Source organism: Kocuria coralli (genome assembly GCF_008831305.1).
GTDB classification, from domain to species: Bacteria; Actinomycetota; Actinomycetes; order Actinomycetales; family Micrococcaceae; genus Kocuria; species Kocuria coralli.
This window is the reverse complement of sequence record NZ_ML708618.1, coordinates 100,563-116,651: the sequence shown is the minus strand read 5'-3', so window position 1 is coordinate 116,651 and position 16,089 is coordinate 100,563. Positions and strand designations below refer to the sequence as shown.

Sequence of the window (16,089 nt, the reverse complement as noted above, 5' to 3'; positions counted from 1 at the left end):
ATGAGCAGCACGAACCACGACCGGCCCACCGCGGGCGAACTCGTGCCGGTGAAGTTCTCCCGCCTCACCCGCCGCGGCGTCCTCCTCGGCCTGTCGCTAACTCAGCTCATCACGCTCGCCATCGGCGGAGCCACGCTCATCGGCGCGTTCTACGCCGGCGGCGGCATGCTCCTCGCCTACACCGCCCCCATCTGGGTACTCGCCGCAGCGCTGACCTGGATACCCATCGCAGGCCGGCCCATCGTGGAATGGCTGCCCATCGCCTGCTGGTGGCTGTGGCGCACCACCGGCGGGCAACTGCTGTACCGACGCAGGATCATCGTCCCGCGCCCCGTCGGCACCCTCGCACTGCCCGGCGACATGGCGCGACTACGCGAATACACCGACCCCGACACCAGTGCCGGAATGATCCACGACCCCCACGCCGCCACCTTGACCGTCGTCTGCGAGGTCACCCATCCCGCGTTCGTGCTCCTCGACCCCGGCGAACAGGAACGCCGCGTCAGCTCCTGGGGCCGCGTACTGGCCACTGTCTGCCGCTCCGGGCGGATCGCGACGCTGCAAGTCCTCGAACGCACCCTCCCGGACTCCGGCACCGGACTGGCCGAATGGTGGGCCACCCACGGCACCCCAGACGGCTCGTGGGCGGCCGACACCTACGCCGAACTCATCGACCGCGCCGGACCCACCGGCGAACGACACGCCACCACGCTCTCGCTGTCACTGGACATGAAGACCAGTGCCCGTCAGATCAGGACCGCCGGAGGCGGGATTCGCGGTGCCGCCGCCGTGCTGCGGCAAGAGATGAACACCCTCGTCGCAGCGCTGCGCTCCGCCGACCTCTCGCCGTCGGGATGGCTGACCCCAGGGCAGATCGCGGTGATGCTGCGCTCCACCTACGACCCCGCGATCGCGGCCACACTGGAACGCCACGGAAGGCTCGGCCAGTCCCTCGCGACTGCGGGGCCGGTTGCGGTCACGGAGACCTGGGGCAAGCTGCGCACCGACTCCGCTCACCACGCCGTGCTCTGGGTCAGCGAGTGGCCTCGGTCGCTCGTCTATCCGGGGTTCCTGTCGCCGGTGCTGCTGTCCACCGGCATCCAACGTTCGTTCTCGTTGATCTGCACCCCGATGCGGTCCGATGCCGCTGCTCGCGACATCCGCAAGAAGAAGGTCGAGCACATCTCCGACCAGGCACAACGCGCGAAGATCGGCCAAATCGAGGACGCCTCCCAGACCGCCGAATACCACGACGTACTCCAGCAAGAAGCCGACCTCACCGCCGGACACGGCATCCTCCGCTACACCGGCCTCATCGCAGTCTCCGCGCCCACCGTCGAGGAACTCGACGCCGCTGTCGCCGCGATTGAGCAGGCCGCAATCCAGGCATCCTGCGAAACCCGGCTCCTCGTCGGCCAGCAAGCCGCCGCGTTCACTGCCGCCGCGCTCCCGCTCTGCCGACGGGTGTAGAGCCCAAAGGGCGTCGGAGATACTCAGTCGCGTTCTCGGGGTAGCTGGCTGAGCTCTTCCTGGGCAGGGCGACTGACTCTCGCAAGCACGCTAGCCAACTCGGCCAGGGTCTCTTCGCCGAGCATTGAAGGATCGGTGACCATCCTGGACATCAACTCCCGAACCTCGCTGGGCGGCAGTTCGGCAATCCTCGCTTCGACCTCGGCGACGTTCTGCGCGTCGATGATGTCCGCGCCCCGAACCATCCTCAGCTGTTCCTCACTGAATGCACGCGCGGCCATTGCTGCGAGATACCGCGCTTGGGCTTCAGCGCTCGACATCTTCGGGCGAGAGACGGCCACGGCGCTCTCAGCGGGGACTTGATCGGAGCTATCGGGGAGGTGGTCAGATTCGAGTAGAGCGCGGTCTGCCTTCAGCGGGCGTCTTGGACGCCGCTGTGACAACCGGGCGCGCTGCTCGCCTACGAATGGACGAACTGACTCCATCCACCACTTCTTGACGTGTGGCTTGGCCCGCTCGATTCCCTTGGCCATGAACGCGAGGAGTACCTCGCTGATGAGATCAGCGAGTTCCTGCTGTTCTGGCGTCAGGCGCCTCTCCTCGGCCGGGACGTAGACGCGCTCTGTGATGTACTCCGTGACATAGACGGGATCGGGGTCAACCTCATCCGCAGGGACGAACCGAGCGCTTCCCTTCAAGCTGCCGTCAGCATCGAACAGGTTCTGGTGAAGCCCGCCCTCCTTCTTGCGTCCGGGCGTCAAGCCATCGTCGTCCCACTCGTAGTACCCCGGAATGCGTCCCACGAGTCCATCGTATCGAGCGAGCTCGCGAGCAACCGGGGAACCGGGGACCGGTGCGCACCTCTCCATCACACGGCACCAGGAGGTCACCATGCCCACGTTCTTCGATTCGACTGCCGACGCTGCTGAGGCATCCGAAGCCTTGCGCGGACTCGCCCATGCGAGCCAGGGCTTCGATCAGCCCGCCGAGATGTACGGGGTGATCGGTGATCTGTCCTCGGGGATGCGCTCGCTGCGGCAGGCACTCGACCAAATCGCCGATGCTCACGAGCGCAAGGCCGCCCACGCATTCGACGACGACGGAAGCCACGAGCCAGGAGTGCGAGACGCGCTTGCTGCTGCGCAAGAGTTACACCAGGCCGCGAATCTCGTCGACCGGGCCTACGACCGGCTCGCGGAAGGGTTCATCGCTGCGGGGCGGATCGCCTGGCGCCCCGAGCCCGCCGTCGAGGAGGCCGCGCCGTCGCGGTGGGTCAGCGTGGTCTTCCTCCAAGGCGAGGAGGCCGACCGGCCGTTGCGCATCCTCGGCGAGCTGGGGCATGCCGATGCGGTGGACTACCTCGCGCAGTGGGACTACGGCGACGAGACCACACAGGCCGCGTTGGAGAACGGGTACGTCTACGACGAACCCGGCGAGGGCACCAACGACCGCGTGGCGATCTCGGGCGACTACGCGCTGGTCATGAACCCGCACGTCGGCTACGTCTCGCTGCTGCGCCGCTACACCGACCCGGAGGCCGCGCCGCAGGACGCCGAACAGATCGAGCCACCTCCGGCGCAGGCCGAGCCGGAGCTGCTGGTGTCGTACTCGTCTCCGGGCGCCCCGGAGCGGGCCGACCTGCCGACGGCGAAGCGGGATGGGTCGTGGTTCGAGCCGGCCAAGATCACGGCGGTCAAGCAGGCGCGGGGGCTGGTGTTGTGACCGAGGATCGCGCGCGGCTGCACACCGCTGTCCTGGTGGCACCGTCGAAAGAGCGACGGAAGCTCCGCAAGCAGCGCCGCAAGGCAGAGGCCAGGCTCCACGCCGAGCAGCGGCGGACCGCGCTCGCCGCCGCGAAGGCGAAGGCCGAAGAGGAGCGTGCCGAGGGCCGCGCCACGATCTACCTGCCGAAGGCCGGCGAGCCTGGCGCGGCGCGACTACGCACTCCGGGCCGCTTCCATCTGACGCGACATCAGGACACATCGGCGACGCTGGCGGGCGCGTACCCGTTCGTCGCCGAGGGCGGGCTCGGTGCCGATGGTGTGTTCATCGGCCAAGACCTGTACTCGGGCGGGAGCTTCGTCTACGACCCGTGGGTGCTCTATGCACGCGGGATCATCACGGCACCCAATGTGGTGCTGGCCGGGATCGTCGGCTCCGGCAAGTCCTCGCTGGCCAAGTCGCTCTACACGCGGTCGCTGCCATTCGGACGACGCGTGTATGTGCCCGGAGACCCGAAAGGCGAGCACACCGCCGTCGCGAACGCCGTCGGCGGCAGAGCCATCGTCCTCGGGCACGGACTCAACACTCGCCTGAACCCGCTCGACGAAGGCCACCGCCCGAGCGGCCTGTCAGACGTGCAGTGGGCCTCGACCGTCGCGGCCCGGCGTCGTGATCTGATCGGTGCACTGGCCGAGACCGTGCTCGCGCGGGGTTTGTCGCCGTTGGAGCACACCGCGATCGACATCGCCCTGACCCAGACAGTGCGGGAGAACGACGTGCCGATCCTGCCGATGGTCGTCGATCGCATCCTCGCCCCGAGCACGGATGCCGACGGCCGGTTGGCCGAGGACGGCAGACTCGTCGGCCACGCGCTACGCCGTCTCGTCGCCGGCGACCTGGCCGGTCTGTTCGACGGGCCTTCGACGGTCACGTTCGATCCGTCGTTGCCGATGATCTCTCTCGACCTCTCACGGGTCACCGAAAACTCGACGCTGATCTCGGTGCTGATGACGTGCTCGTCGGCATGGATGGAATCCGCGCTGCTCGACCCGAACGGCGGGCAGCGGTGGGTGATCTACGACGAGGCATGGAGATTGATGAGCCATCCGGCGTTGTTGCGGCGGATGGACGCGCACTGGCGGCTCGCACGGCACTACGGGATCGCGAACATGCTGATCTTCCACAAGCTCACCGACCTCGACAACGTGGGCGACCAAGGCTCCGCCATGCGGTCCCTGGCCAACTCATTGCTGGCGAATGCGGAGACGCGGATCGTGTACCGGCAGGAGTCCGACCAGCTCGGGCCGACGGCCACTGCTCTCGGTCTGACCGGCACCGAGCAGCAGCTCTTGCCGAACCTCGGCGTCGGCCAAGGCCTGTGGCGGATCAAGGCCAGGAGCTTCGTCTGCCAACACCAACTCCACCCCGACGAACTCGCCCTCTTCGACACCAGCAGCCGCGCAGCCGGAGGCCACCGATGAACCTCACCAGCCCGCGCCGAACAGGCCCGAACGACGAAGATGCCACGGCTCCCGTGGAGTTGCCGCACGTTCTCGTGACTGTCGCCGAAGACGGCGCCCTCACCGCAACGGTCGATGGAACACCGTTCCCATCGCCGAACGCGGGCGCGTGGACGCGGGCGACGTTCGGGCCGCTCATGGATGCCATCACCAAGGACCGCACGATCGCGGTTCGGGTCGAGGTGCGCGAATCCGACGGGAGTGTCTTCACCGACATCCTCCGCACCCACAAGCCCCGACGCGCAGCGGCCCCGTCCGAGAATCCGGTGCCGGAGACTCGTCGGAGTCGCCACGCCCGGCGAGTGCCGCGCTTGGCTGAGGTCACCGCCGAGGTGTTCGTGCCCGGCGAGGATATCGCCGTCGCGACGATCGTCTCCCACACCGACGCCACCGGAACCGGCGAAGCTCGCGCACTCATCGACCTCGACGACCTACCCGACGGCACACACGAGGTGATCCTCCTTGGGCGCATCTCGGGTTCGATCGCGGTGCGGCGGCTGACATGAACCAGCGGCAGGCCGGAGGCATGGGCGACGAACTCACCAACGCCGCCCTCATTGGCCTGATCGGCATGTTCGGGATCGCTCTCGTCCTCCGTGCCGCTGGGAGCGTCGCCGCGTTCCTCACCGGCGCACCGCAGCCCGACGCTGGCGCAGCGGCGGGGCTCGCCGTGCTGTTCAACCCCGGTGATCCGGCGACCGCGCTCGATGCCGACGGGCTCAACCCGGTCGTCTACTGGCTCATCAGCGCGGCACTGCTCGGCGGACTCGCCGCCGTGATCGTCTGGGTGTGGATCGTGCTGCGCCGCCACACACGGAAGACCGAGACCGACCCGCACCGACTCGCGGGGATCGCGACCAGCCACGAGGTCAAGACCGCAGCCTCCGCCAAGGCACTGCTTCACCGCGCGGCCACACTGCGGCCCTCCTTGGAGTCGCCCGAACTGCAGGATGTCGGCTACCTACTCGGTGCCAGTCGCGGCACGAAGGTCTGGGCATCGGTCGAAGACTCGATCCTGCTGATCGGCCCACCACGATCCGGCAAGGGCCTGCACGTCGTCATCAACGCGATCCTCGACGCACCCGGCGCGGTCGTCACCACCAGCACCAGGCCCGACAACCTCACCGCGACCCTCCGCGCCCGACGCCGCAAAGGCGGACCGGTCGCCGTATTCGACCCCCAACACCTCGCCGAAGGCATCCCCGCCGGGCTGCGCTGGTCACCCATTCGCGGCTGCGACGATCCACTGACCGCGATGATCCGCGCCAACGGACTCGCCGCAGCCACCGGACTGTCTGCCGGAGGGGTCGAGTCTGGCGGGTTCTGGGAAGGCAAGACCCGCACCGCACTCCAATCGCTGCTGCACGCTGCCGCGCTCGACGGCCGCCCACCGGCCGAGCTCTTCCGGTGGACCCTCGACCCCAGCGCCGCATCCGAAGCCGTCGCCATCCTCAACTCCCACCCGAACGCGGCGATGGGCTGGGACGACTCATTGGCCGCGATGATCGACGCCGACCCCAAGACCCGCGACAGCATCTGGCAAGGCGTCTCCCTTGCACTCGCCGCACTGGCCGACCCGCGCGTACTCGATGCCGTCACACCAAGCCCTCACGAACACTTCGATCCCGAGACCTTCCTCACCGAGCAAGGCACCCTCTACCTGCTCGCCACCGGTGCCGGAGCAGGAGCGTCCGCATCGCTGGTCGCGGCGTTCGTCGAAGACCTCATCGAAACCGCCCGGCGGCTCGCCGCACGCTCACCCGGAGCGCGACTCGATCCGCCATTGCTGCTCGCGCTCGACGAGATCGGGAACCTCGCACCACTGCCGTCGCTGCCGACGCTCATGGCCGAAGGCGGCGGCACTGGAATCACGACCATGCCGGTCTTGCAGTCCCTCGCCCAAGCGCGCGACAGGTGGAGTGAACACCAGGCCGGCGCGATCTGGGACGCCAGCATCGTCAAGATCATCCTCGGCGGCGCGTCGAACAGCCGCGACCTTCAAGACCTCTCCACCCTCATCGGTGAGCGTGACGAGTACACCGACAGCGTGACCCTCGGCGACCACGGCACCCGCTCGAACCAACGCTCGATCCGCCGCGTCCCGATCCTGCCTCCAGACCGCATCCGCACCCTGCCATTCGGCACCGGCATCACGATGCTGCGCTCCGCGCCGCCCATCGTCACCGATCTGCGCGCCTGGCCGACCCGGGCCGATGCCGCGCAACTCGGCAGGGACCGCGACGAACTCGAAGCATTGCTGCGTCGCCGTCCCGCCTCCTGAGCGCGGACCTGGGCGCGGAAGCGCACCTGCCTGACACAGCGGCCACGCACGGCTGGTCGCCCGAGTCCAGGAGGACGCCATCATGGCCATTCGCACCCACCAGTCCATTTCCGGTTTCGTCGCCTCGGACCCGCAGCTCAGTTACACCGAGCGCGGTGACGCGCGTCTGTACATGAAGGTCGGGATCGAGCACTACCGCAAGGAGCCCGACAACACCTTCACGCAGTTGGAGACGACCTTCCACGATCTCATCGCGTATCGCGGTGCTGCTGAGCAGGGAGCCGAGCGGCTCGCCAAGGGCGACAACATCATCGCCGACGGACGGGTGCGCGACTACTCCTACGAGCGAGGCGGCCAGCGGTACGAAGGCGAGGAGTTCATCGCAACGCGCATCGGTCACGACCTGGCCCGAACCCGCTACGAGGTGGACCGCAGCGAACGCACTTCCGGCCGGGACGCAACGGCTTTCGCCGCTCCGCAGCAGGCTGCGCCGTCCAACGCGACCGCCATCGGAATGTGAGCGACTTCGCCATGACCGATCAGTTCTTCCCAGAGCACGACGACACGCCGCCCGAGGCAGGCCCGGCATCACCTCGATTCGACGTGCCCGAGCCGCCGCACCCGGTCAACTGGAACCTGCTGACCGCCAACGATCTCGAAGCCGAGTTGCTCGAACTGAACCGCTGGGTGGACTGGCTCCGCCACACCTACGGACTTCCCGCAAGCGTCGTACCGCCGTACTGGCACCGCCACCCCGAACTCCTCTGGGAGCTGTCGGCGCTACACCTGCACTGGCTGTGCGCGTACGACCCGGAGCAGAACGGGTCCGCACCGCTCGGCTGGCACCGCGACTTCGCCGATAGCCGCGCCCGCCTTCGCGACTGGGTGGCGGCGTGCGGCACTCGGCTCGACAGGGACCGCCCGACTCGCCAGACGAGCTGGCCCGGTGAAGACCCCGCGCAACCCATCGAGGACTCACCGATCACGGATCGCGATGAGGACTTCGTTCGGTTCGTGATCGACATGGTGGACGCGCGCCAGGAGGCAGAGGATGCCTTCTTCGCGGGCGTCGACCCGGAGACCGGCGAGGTGTGAGTCGTGGCGCGCCGCTATGAACGGAAGACCGGGCAGCGTCAGCAGAGCGAGCGCGAGCTGACGATCCGCGCCGAGTTCCACGACCCGCCCGACCTGGACAAGCTCTGCGAGCTGCTGATCCGCCTGGCACTCCAGCAATCGGGCTCGTGCCGCTCGGGAGATGCGACGCGACCGAAGCGCCCTCGTGCCGCGACGAGCGCGTCGTCGTAGAATGTAGGCATCCGTCGCGGATGGCGGATGTTGTGGTCCTAGCGCTTCGCCTCGGCGGGGCAAAGTAAACGTGGCCGATTCGGCCTAGTCCTACAGCCTTCGGGCTCTTCTCACGATCAACATCCGCTCTCACAAGTCCGCGTCGGCAGGACCAGTGACTGTGGAGAAGAGCCATGACGATCATCGACGCGGACCGCACCGCGATAGACAGCCTCGTAGCGCCAACCCCGTTCCCCGGATCGTTCGCCGTCTCGTACCTGCGGGTCTCCACGAAGGAGCAGGCGGAGAAGGGCGGCCAGGCGGAGGGCTTCTCGATCCCGGCGCAGCGCGAGGCGAACCAGCGCAAGGCCGACCAGCTCGGCGCAACGATCATCGAGGAGTTCGTCGACGCTGGCGAGTCCGCGCGGAAGGCCGACCGGCCCGAACTGATGCGGATGATTCAGTACGTCGCGAAGCACAAGACGAACTACTGCATCGTCCACAAGGTCGACCGGCTCGCCCGCAACCGCGCCGACGACGTGACCATCCACCTCGCACTCAAGGACGCCGGCGTCACGCTCGTGTCTGCGACGGAGAACATCGACGAGACTCCATCGGGGATGCTGCTGCACGGCATCATGTCCTCGATTGCCGAGTTCTACTCCCGCAACCTCGCCACTGAGGTCGTCAAAGGCTTGTCGCAGAAGGCCGCGCAGGGCGGCACAGTGACGAAGGCACCCATCGGCTACCGCAACATCGGCGTGCGCGACGACTTCGGGCGGGAGGTACGCACCGTCGAGATCGACGAGGAACGAGCCCGACTGGTCCGGTGGGCGTTCCAGGTGTTCGCATCCGGTGACTGGACGACCAGCCAGCTCCACCATGAGCTGGTGGCGCGCGGGCTCACGACGGCAGCGTCGCCGCGGCGGCCTTCTCGGCCCATCGGGAAGTCGTCGGTGCATCGGATGCTGACGAACCCGTACTACAAGGGCAGCGTCCGCTACCAGGGAGTGACGTACGCGGGAGCGCATGAGGCGATCGTCCCCAACGAGGTGTGGGATCAGGTGCAGACCGTGCTCGGCACGCACCGCTCGGCAGCCGATGCCACCCAAGTGCACGAGCACTACCTGAAAGGGACGGTGTTCTGTGGGCAGTGCGGCTCGCGGCTACTGGTGTGCAACGCCAAGAGCAGTCAGGGCACGATCTACCCGTACTTCGTGTGCGCGAGCCGGCATGCAGGACGAGGCGACTGCACCCGGCAAGCGATGCTGATCGAGCAGGTCGAACGGCTCATCGAGCGCTTCTACGCCAAGGTGCAGCTCGACCCGGAAACGATCGAGGCGGTCTCGGCGATGATTCACGCCCGGTTCGACGAGATGATGGCCGAAGGCGCCGCCGAACTCGCCGACCTCGCGTCCCGGAGAACCCAGCTCGAAGGCGAGCAGCAGAAGCTGCTCCAAGCCCACTACGCCGGAGCCATCCCACTCGACCTCCTCAAGAGGGAGCAGGACCGGATCACCGCCTCGTTGGAGACCATCGAACACAGGATCAGCGCGCACCACGGCCACTACGCGGCTGCGCGAGAGAACCTCGACGACTCCCTGAAACTGCTGTCCAACGCCGCCGACATTTACGAGCACGCCGACGACGCGAACCGTCGGCTCATCAATCAGGCGCTGTTCAAGACGATCTACATCGACGAGGACAACGACGTGCGCGTCGGCTACCGCAACCCGTACGACGGGCTGAGCCTGTCCGGCCTCCATGCCGACGCCCTGAGCTGGGCCGCCGAGGCAAAGAAGATGGGCCAGGCGCGAACCGCGACCAAGGGCGGACCCTTGGTCGCAAGTTCACACCTGACCCATTTGGGGTGAGCGACGGGGGTTGAACCCGCGACCTCCTGGACCACAACCAGGCGCTCTGCCGACTGAGCTACGCCCACCATGTGCTGCCAACGGTCACGGAATGATCCGTGAGCCGCGAAAGCAACGCGGACCACTATAACCCATGTGCGGGGTGCTCCGCGCCTCGTGTGAGGTGGCTAGCTTTCGCCGTCGTCGGCAGCGGGGGAGGCCGCAGATGTCGCGGGGGAGGAGGGCCCGGCACCCGTACGATTCTCGACGATGGCGGTCGCCACCTGACGGGCCTCGTCCGAGGTCGGACCCGACCCGCTGACGAACACCGCGCCGCGGTAGTACCGCAGCTCGTCGATCGAGTCCTGGATGTCACCGAGTGCCCGGTGGTTGCCGGTCTTGGGCGGGGCCTGGAAGTAGGCGCGCGGGTACCAGCGGCGGGCCAGCTCCTTGATGGTGGAGACGTCCACCACCCGGTAGTGCAGGTGCTCGACCAGCTCCGGCATGTCCCGGACCAGGAAGGTGCGGTCCGTGCCCACCGAATTGCCTGCCAGCGGGGCCTTGCCGGGTTCGGGCACCCACCGCTTGATGTAGTCGAGGACCTGCTTCTGCGCGTCCTCCATGGTGGTCCCGCCGGGCAGCTCCTCGAGCAGTCCGGAAGAGGTGTGCATGTTGCGCACGAAGGCGTTCATCTGCTCAAGGGCGGCGTCGGCCGGCTTGATCACCACGTCGACGCCGTCGCCGAGCACGTTGAGCTGATCGTCCGTCACGAGCACCGCGACCTCGATCAGAGCATCGTCTTCGAGGGACAGTCCGGTCATCTCGCAGTCGATCCACACGATGCGTTCATTCGAAATAGCCACCCGGCAACTGTAATACCGCTGTCGACTATCGCGGCTTTCAGGGTGATGCCAGCGGGTCCCCGGTAGGATGTCCTGACGATCGACCGCAGGTACACGGCCTCCGCCGTCGGGCATCACCCCCCTCTTCGAGCGGCACATTCGATGCGCCACGCCATGGCCAGAGCTCTAACCTTCAAGGGGACCAGTGTCAGCACCCAACGCCGAGCCCGCTGAGCTCAGCACGACGACGGACGAGGCCGGGAAAGGCGCCGACGAGCGTCTGAGGGGCTCGGTGATGCGAACCATCGTCGCCGGGACCATCGGATCCATCCTGCTGTTCATCGGCTCGCTGGGAGTGGGATGGCTGGCGGCGGTCTCGGACATCCGCCAGAACCCCGTGGTGATCGCGCTGCGTTTCACGACGCCGGGTGCGATCGTCTCGATCATCCTGGTGGCGCTGGGCGGCATGCTGCTGGTGCGCGAATGGCTGCGGCTGGGGCAGAAGCTCAACCACTGGGGTCCCGACACCCGGAAATGGATCAACGCGGCGATGATCGCGTGGTCGGTTCCCATGATGTTCGCGATCCCCATGTTCAGCCGGGACATCTACTCCTACATCGGGCAGGGCCGCGTGATGCAGTCCGGGCTCAACCCGTACGAGTACGGCGTCTCGACGATCGAGAACTTCTTCCAGCTGGGGGCGGACCAGCTGTGGAGCGAGTCCCCGCCGCCCTACGGCCCGCTGTTCCTGTGGATGGAGCAGGGCGTGGTGGCCATCACCGACGCCCAGCCGGATCAGTCGGTGATCCTCTTCCGGATCCTGTGCATCATCTCCGTTGCCGCCATGGTGTGGATGGTGCCCAGGCTGGCGCGGATGCACGGCATCAACGAGACCCGTGCCCTGTGGCTGTCCGTCGCCAACCCGCTGTTCCTGGTCAACTTCATCCTGGCCGCCCACAACGACGCGATCATGATCGCCCTCGCGTTGGGCGGCACGCTGGCCGCGGCCGTGTGGCGGGACTGGCGCGGTGGCCTGCTCGGCGCGTTCCTGGTGACCATGTCGGTGGCGATCAAGCCGATCACCCTGGTGTTCCTGCCGTTCATCGGCCTGCTGTGGGCGGGCCGGGGCGCCTCGTGGACGAGGCGGTTCGTGATCTGGTTCCTGACCCTGCTGTGGTCCATCGTGATCCTGGGGGTCATGGGCTTCGTCTCGGACTTCGGCTTCGGGTGGGTCTCGGCGATGTCGACGCCGGGTTCGGTGTTCATCTGGTACGCCCCGATCGGCATGCTGGGGCTCATGGCCAACGCCCTGGTGGGCCTGCTGGGCGGCAACGGCGGCCACGCCATGGACGTGGTGCACAGCGTGGGCCAGATGATGGCGCTTCCCGTGATCCTCTACCTGATGTTCGTGGGCCGCGACGAACGGATCATCCGGCGCCTCACCCTGGCCTTCGCGGCCATCGTGGTCTTCGCGCCCATGATCCAGGCCTGGTACGTGGTCTGGTTGATCCCCTTCTTCGCGGTGACCGGCATCAGATCGGACTGGCAGACGGACGTCCTCTTCTTCCTCACCGCGTTCTTCATGATCTACGCCGTCTCCGACCAGCTGGACGTCTTCCCGTACCTGGACATCGACCTGAGCTCGGGGCGGACCATAGCCGCCGTCATCGCCATCGCCTACGGCGCTTATCTGTGGTTCCTGGATCCCGCCACCAGACGATTGTTCAGGGGCAAGTACCGCGGCGTGCCCCAGACCGCGGTCATCTGATCAGACCGCCAGCCGCACGACCTCCCTGGCGGGCCGCTGTTCCCCGGCCGGCACCCTGCGCTCGCCGGGAAGGGGAGGCAAGGCCAGCAGGTCCCAGGCCATCGAGCCGACCACGCTGATACCGCGTGCCCCGGTGCGCCGGGTGACGCCGCGGACCAGCATGTAGTCGGTGCGGAACACCTTGTTCTTGATCCGCTCCTGGGCATCGGGGAAGAACACGGTGTTCGATACTCCCGTTCCGTCGTCCAGGCTCACGAAGACCACGCGCCTGCCGCTGCGCATGGGCGGGGTGTTCGTGGCCCGGCGGACTCCGGCGATGAGGACCTCCGTGTTGTCGGGCAGCTCCACCAGGGCGTTGGCGGGGGTGACGCCGAGCCGGCGGAACAGGGGATAGAAACGCTGCATCTGATGCTCGGCCACGCCCAGCCCGAGCTGCTGCAGCTCCAGATCCACCTGCCGCTGCCCGTGGAGGTCCATGGCCGTGACGCCGTCCAGACGGGGGACGGGCACGGCGAAGTCGAAGGACAGCTGATGACGCGGGACCCGTTCGGCGTGCGCGGCCATGGAGCGGACATAGGTCAGCAGGTCGTGGCGCCGCCGTCGTTCATAGCCGACGAAAGCGTCCAGGGCGCCCACCCGCGCGAGGTTCTCGAAGGTGGACCGACGGGGGCGGACCTGATCCCGGAAATCGTGCAGGGTCCTGAACGGCTGGGACTCGGCGATCCGCGTCCGTTCGGCCTCCGAACTGCCCTGGAGCTCGCCCAGGGCCATGCGGATGCCGGTGCGGCCGTCCGGCAGGGGCTGGGTGGCATATTCGAGCCCCGAGTACTGCACGTCCAGGGGGAGCAGGGGGATGCCGAGGCGCCGGGTCTCGGCCACCAGGAGGTCCTTGGGCCACATGCCGGGATCGTGGGTGAGCAGACCCGCCAGGAACTCGGCGGGGTAGTGGGTCTTGAGCCATGCGCTCTGATAGGTGGGCAGGGCGAAGGCCGCGGCGTGGGATTTGGCGAATCCGAAGGAGCCGAAGCCCTCCAGGATCTTCCAGACCTTGTCGATCACCTGCGGTGCGAAACCGCGCTCGGGAGCGAGGAGCCTGATCTCGTCCTCGACCTCGGTCACCTTCTCCGGATTGCTCAGCCAGCGCCGGTAGACATCGGCCGTGCCCAGCCCGCAGCCGGTGAGCTCGTCGATGATCTGCATGACCTGCTCGTGGAAGACCACCACTCCCTTGGTCTCCCACAGGTACTGCTTGAGCCGGCGATCGATGTAATCCGGGCGGGCGTAGCCGTGGCGGGCGGCCAGATAGCGCTGCGGCATGTTGTTCTTCATGGGACCGGGACGGAACAGGCTGATGTCCACGGTCAGATCGTTGAACCGCTCCGGCTGCAGCTTGCCCACCAGCTCCATCTGCCCCGGGGACTCCACCTGGAAGATCCCCAGCGTGTGCGTGGTGCGGATGGTCTCGAACGTGGGCTCGTCGTTCAGGGGGATACGGTCCAGATCGATGCGTTGGCCGGTATTGCGCTGGATCTCATCCACCGCGAAGGCCATGCTGGACTGCATGCGCACCCCCAGGATGTCGAGCTTGATCAGCCCCATGGGGTCCATGTCGTGCTTGTCGAACTGGGACATGGGCAGCCCCAGCCCGCTGGGCTGCACGGGGGTGTGATCGAGCAGGGAGGCGTCCGAGACGATCACTCCGCAGGGATGCAGGGAGACGTGCCGGGGCAGGGAGTCCAGGCGCTCGGTCAGCTCCACCAGGAGGTCCAGCTGCTCGGATCCTCGGACCTCCCGGGCGATGTCGCCCAGCTCGGGTTTCTCGGCCAGGGCCCTGCGGAAGTGCTTGGCGTCGAAGCGCCACAGCTCCTTGGCGATCCGGTCGATCTGCTCATCGGGCAGGCCGAGGGCCAGCCCGGCGTCGCGCACCGCACCGCGGGAACGGTAGGTGTTGGTCATCGACATCAGCGAAACCCGGTCCGCACCGAATTCCTCGAACAGCCGGTGGTAGACCTCATGCCTGCGCGCCGATTCCACGTCGAGGTCGATGTCCGGGAGACTCAGGCGCTGGGGGGAGAGGAACCGCTCCCACAGCAGTCCGTTGGACAACGGCTCCACCCCGGAAATGCCCAGCAGGAAGTTCAGCACGGAGCCCACCCCCGACCCCCTGGCCTGGATCCGGATGCCCATGGACCGGATGATCTCCGCCACCCGCGCCACGGTCAAGAAGTAGGACGGGAACTTCAGGCGCTCCACGGTCGCCATCTCGTGGGCGAGGCGTTCCTCGACCTCCCGGAGCATCCGTGGCCTGGCAGCGGGGTAATAGCGGCCGATCCCGGCCCTGGCCCGTTCCCACAGCGCGGTCATGGGATCGCCTGCGATGCCGATCACGGAAGCCTCCGGCATCTTGTGCACGTCCCATCCCAGATCCGTGACCGGGTCCAGGAGACAGCGGCCGGCCAGGCGTTCCGTGGCCTCCAGAAGCTCGGCGGCACTGCGTTCGTGAGCGCCCACCGTGACCACCATGCGCGCGATATGGCGCATGGAACACTCCGGCTTCAGCCAGGCCTGGCCGGTGGGATCCAGCTCCGCGACCTCGTCCAGCGGCAGCAGCGCGCGGGTGGAATCCGCGAGGTCGGCGGTCACGGCCTCGTCCTCCTGCCCGTAGCGCACGGCATTGGTCAGCACCGCGGGCAACGACGACGCCTCGGCCAGTCCCAGCATCCGGGTGGCCGGCGTGACGCTGCCCGGTCGGCCGGGCTCGGACAGCCGGGAGACCACCTCGATGTTCAGGCACCCCGGGGGCAGGGCGTTGACCCAGTCGTCGAGCGCTGCCCGGGCGGCGCCGAACTGCCTGCGTTCCACCAGCCTGCCCACGTCGGACCCCGGTCCCAGGAGGATGCTCAGCACGGGCTGGGAGGAGGCCGTCCCGTCCGGAACCACGTACGCGGCGAGGGTCTTGCGGTCGATCGAGGGGTTCTTGCCGCCCGCCGCGTGGGCGGCCGAGACCACCCGGCACAGTGCGGCGTATCCCGCCCCGTTCAGATGGCCGTGCGCCAGGATGACCACGCGGCCCAGGGAAAGACGGGACGTGGGGGTGCCGTCGTCGCCGTCGTGGTGGACCGCCAGGTCGGCGCCCAGGATGGCGCCGATCTTGGCTTGCCGGCAGGCCGCGACGTGCTTCACCGCGCCGTAGAGCCCGTCCCGGTCGGTCAGGGCGAGTGCGGATGCTTTGTGTTTCACCGTCAGCTGCACCAGACGCTCCGGGGAAGTCGTGCCGTAGTGGGCGGAGTATCCGGAATGGACGTGCAAGTGCGTGAAGGTCATGGATGTATGCGGTGGTCTCTACTGA

At 67.6% G+C, this 16,089-nt stretch carries 13 protein-coding genes and 1 tRNA gene; 10 read left to right on the top strand and 4 right to left on the bottom strand.

The genetic code is table 11. The features are described 5' to 3' along the window. Positions 1–1,470 carry a PrgI family protein gene (locus FCK90_RS09185; protein WP_158034001.1) on the top strand — a complete coding sequence of 490 codons (1,470 nt, stop codon included), beginning with the start codon at positions 1–3 and terminating at the stop codon, positions 1,468–1,470. A 23-nt stretch (positions 1,471–1,493) separates the two neighbouring features. On the opposite strand, the gene FCK90_RS09180 is transcribed toward FCK90_RS09185, so the two are convergent. Continuing rightward, a complete protein-coding gene (locus tag FCK90_RS09180) occupies positions 1,494–2,273 on the bottom strand; it encodes a hypothetical protein (protein WP_158034000.1) in 780 nt (259 codons plus the stop codon). A gap of 88 nt (positions 2,274–2,361) precedes the next feature. Here FCK90_RS09180 and FCK90_RS09175 point away from each other — a divergent pair, with 88 nt between their 5' ends. From FCK90_RS09175 to FCK90_RS09140, 8 genes are all read left to right on the top strand, one after another. Further along, a complete protein-coding gene (locus FCK90_RS09175) occupies positions 2,362–3,192 on the top strand; it encodes a hypothetical protein (RefSeq protein ID WP_158033999.1) in 831 nt (276 codons plus the stop codon). After that, positions 3,189–4,673, top strand: a complete 1,485-nt coding sequence (locus FCK90_RS09170) for an ATP-binding protein (protein ID WP_158033998.1) — start codon at positions 3,189–3,191, stop codon at positions 4,671–4,673. The genes FCK90_RS09175 and FCK90_RS09170 overlap by 4 nt, the downstream gene beginning before the upstream one ends. Then, positions 4,670–5,218: a hypothetical protein gene (locus FCK90_RS09165; RefSeq protein WP_158033997.1), complete on the top strand. Its 549-nt coding sequence runs from the start codon at positions 4,670–4,672 to the stop codon at positions 5,216–5,218. Before FCK90_RS09170 ends, FCK90_RS09165 begins: the two co-directional genes overlap by 4 nt. Then, positions 5,215–6,993, top strand: a complete 1,779-nt coding sequence (locus tag FCK90_RS09160) for a type IV secretory system conjugative DNA transfer family protein (protein WP_158033996.1) — start codon at positions 5,215–5,217, stop codon at positions 6,991–6,993. The genes FCK90_RS09165 and FCK90_RS09160 overlap by 4 nt, the downstream gene beginning before the upstream one ends. A gap of 82 nt (positions 6,994–7,075) precedes the next feature. Continuing rightward, positions 7,076–7,513 (top strand): single-stranded DNA-binding protein, encoded by a 438-nt coding sequence (locus tag FCK90_RS09155; protein ID WP_055345276.1) that lies wholly within the window; start codon positions 7,076–7,078, stop codon positions 7,511–7,513. An 11-nt stretch (positions 7,514–7,524) separates the two neighbouring features. Continuing rightward, on the top strand, positions 7,525–8,088 hold the full coding sequence (locus FCK90_RS09150; protein ID WP_425481696.1) for a hypothetical protein: 564 nt from the start codon (positions 7,525–7,527) through the stop codon (positions 8,086–8,088). A 3-nt stretch (positions 8,089–8,091) separates the two neighbouring features. After that, positions 8,092–8,298, top strand: coding sequence for a hypothetical protein (locus FCK90_RS09145; RefSeq protein WP_158033995.1), 207 nt, complete (start codon positions 8,092–8,094; stop codon positions 8,296–8,298). A gap of 173 nt (positions 8,299–8,471) precedes the next feature. Continuing rightward, positions 8,472–10,151 (top strand): recombinase family protein, encoded by a 1,680-nt coding sequence (locus FCK90_RS09140; RefSeq protein WP_158033994.1) that lies wholly within the window; start codon positions 8,472–8,474, stop codon positions 10,149–10,151. Here FCK90_RS09140 and FCK90_RS09135 read toward each other — a convergent pair. After that, positions 10,144–10,219, bottom strand: a tRNA-His gene (locus tag FCK90_RS09135). The genes FCK90_RS09140 and FCK90_RS09135 overlap by 8 nt on opposite strands. Before the next feature lie 99 nt (positions 10,220–10,318). Continuing rightward, positions 10,319–10,993, bottom strand: coding sequence for an oligoribonuclease (orn, locus tag FCK90_RS09130; RefSeq protein ID WP_181954260.1), 675 nt, complete (start codon positions 10,991–10,993; stop codon positions 10,319–10,321). A gap of 184 nt (positions 10,994–11,177) precedes the next feature. Between orn and mptB the strand changes: the two genes are divergently transcribed. After that, positions 11,178–12,740, top strand: coding sequence for a polyprenol phosphomannose-dependent alpha 1,6 mannosyltransferase MptB (gene mptB / locus FCK90_RS09125; RefSeq protein ID WP_246180112.1), 1,563 nt, complete (start codon positions 11,178–11,180; stop codon positions 12,738–12,740). Here mptB and FCK90_RS09120 read toward each other — a convergent pair whose 3' ends face one another. Then, positions 12,741–16,064 carry a DNA polymerase III subunit alpha gene (locus FCK90_RS09120; RefSeq protein WP_158033992.1) on the bottom strand — a complete coding sequence of 1,108 codons (3,324 nt, stop codon included), beginning with the start codon at positions 16,062–16,064 and terminating at the stop codon, positions 12,741–12,743. Positions 16,065–16,089: the final 25 nt, after the last annotated feature.

Coding starts and splice junctions, on each gene's coding strand:
- FCK90_RS09160 (WP_158033996.1), top strand. CDS start 5,215: ATGAACCAGCGGCAGGCCGGAGGCATGGGCGACGAACTCACCAACGCC.
- FCK90_RS09175 (WP_158033999.1), top strand. CDS start 2,362: ATGCCCACGTTCTTCGATTCGACTGCCGACGCTGCTGAGGCATCCGAA.
- FCK90_RS09155 (WP_055345276.1), top strand. CDS start 7,076: ATGGCCATTCGCACCCACCAGTCCATTTCCGGTTTCGTCGCCTCGGAC.
- FCK90_RS09150 (WP_425481696.1), top strand. CDS start 7,525: ATGACCGATCAGTTCTTCCCAGAGCACGACGACACGCCGCCCGAGGCA.
- FCK90_RS09120 (WP_158033992.1), bottom strand. CDS start 16,064: ATGACCTTCACGCACTTGCACGTCCATTCCGGATACTCCGCCCACTAC.
- FCK90_RS09140 (WP_158033994.1), top strand. CDS start 8,472: ATGACGATCATCGACGCGGACCGCACCGCGATAGACAGCCTCGTAGCG.
- FCK90_RS09185 (WP_158034001.1), top strand. CDS start 1: ATGAGCAGCACGAACCACGACCGGCCCACCGCGGGCGAACTCGTGCCG.
- FCK90_RS09165 (WP_158033997.1), top strand. CDS start 4,670: ATGAACCTCACCAGCCCGCGCCGAACAGGCCCGAACGACGAAGATGCC.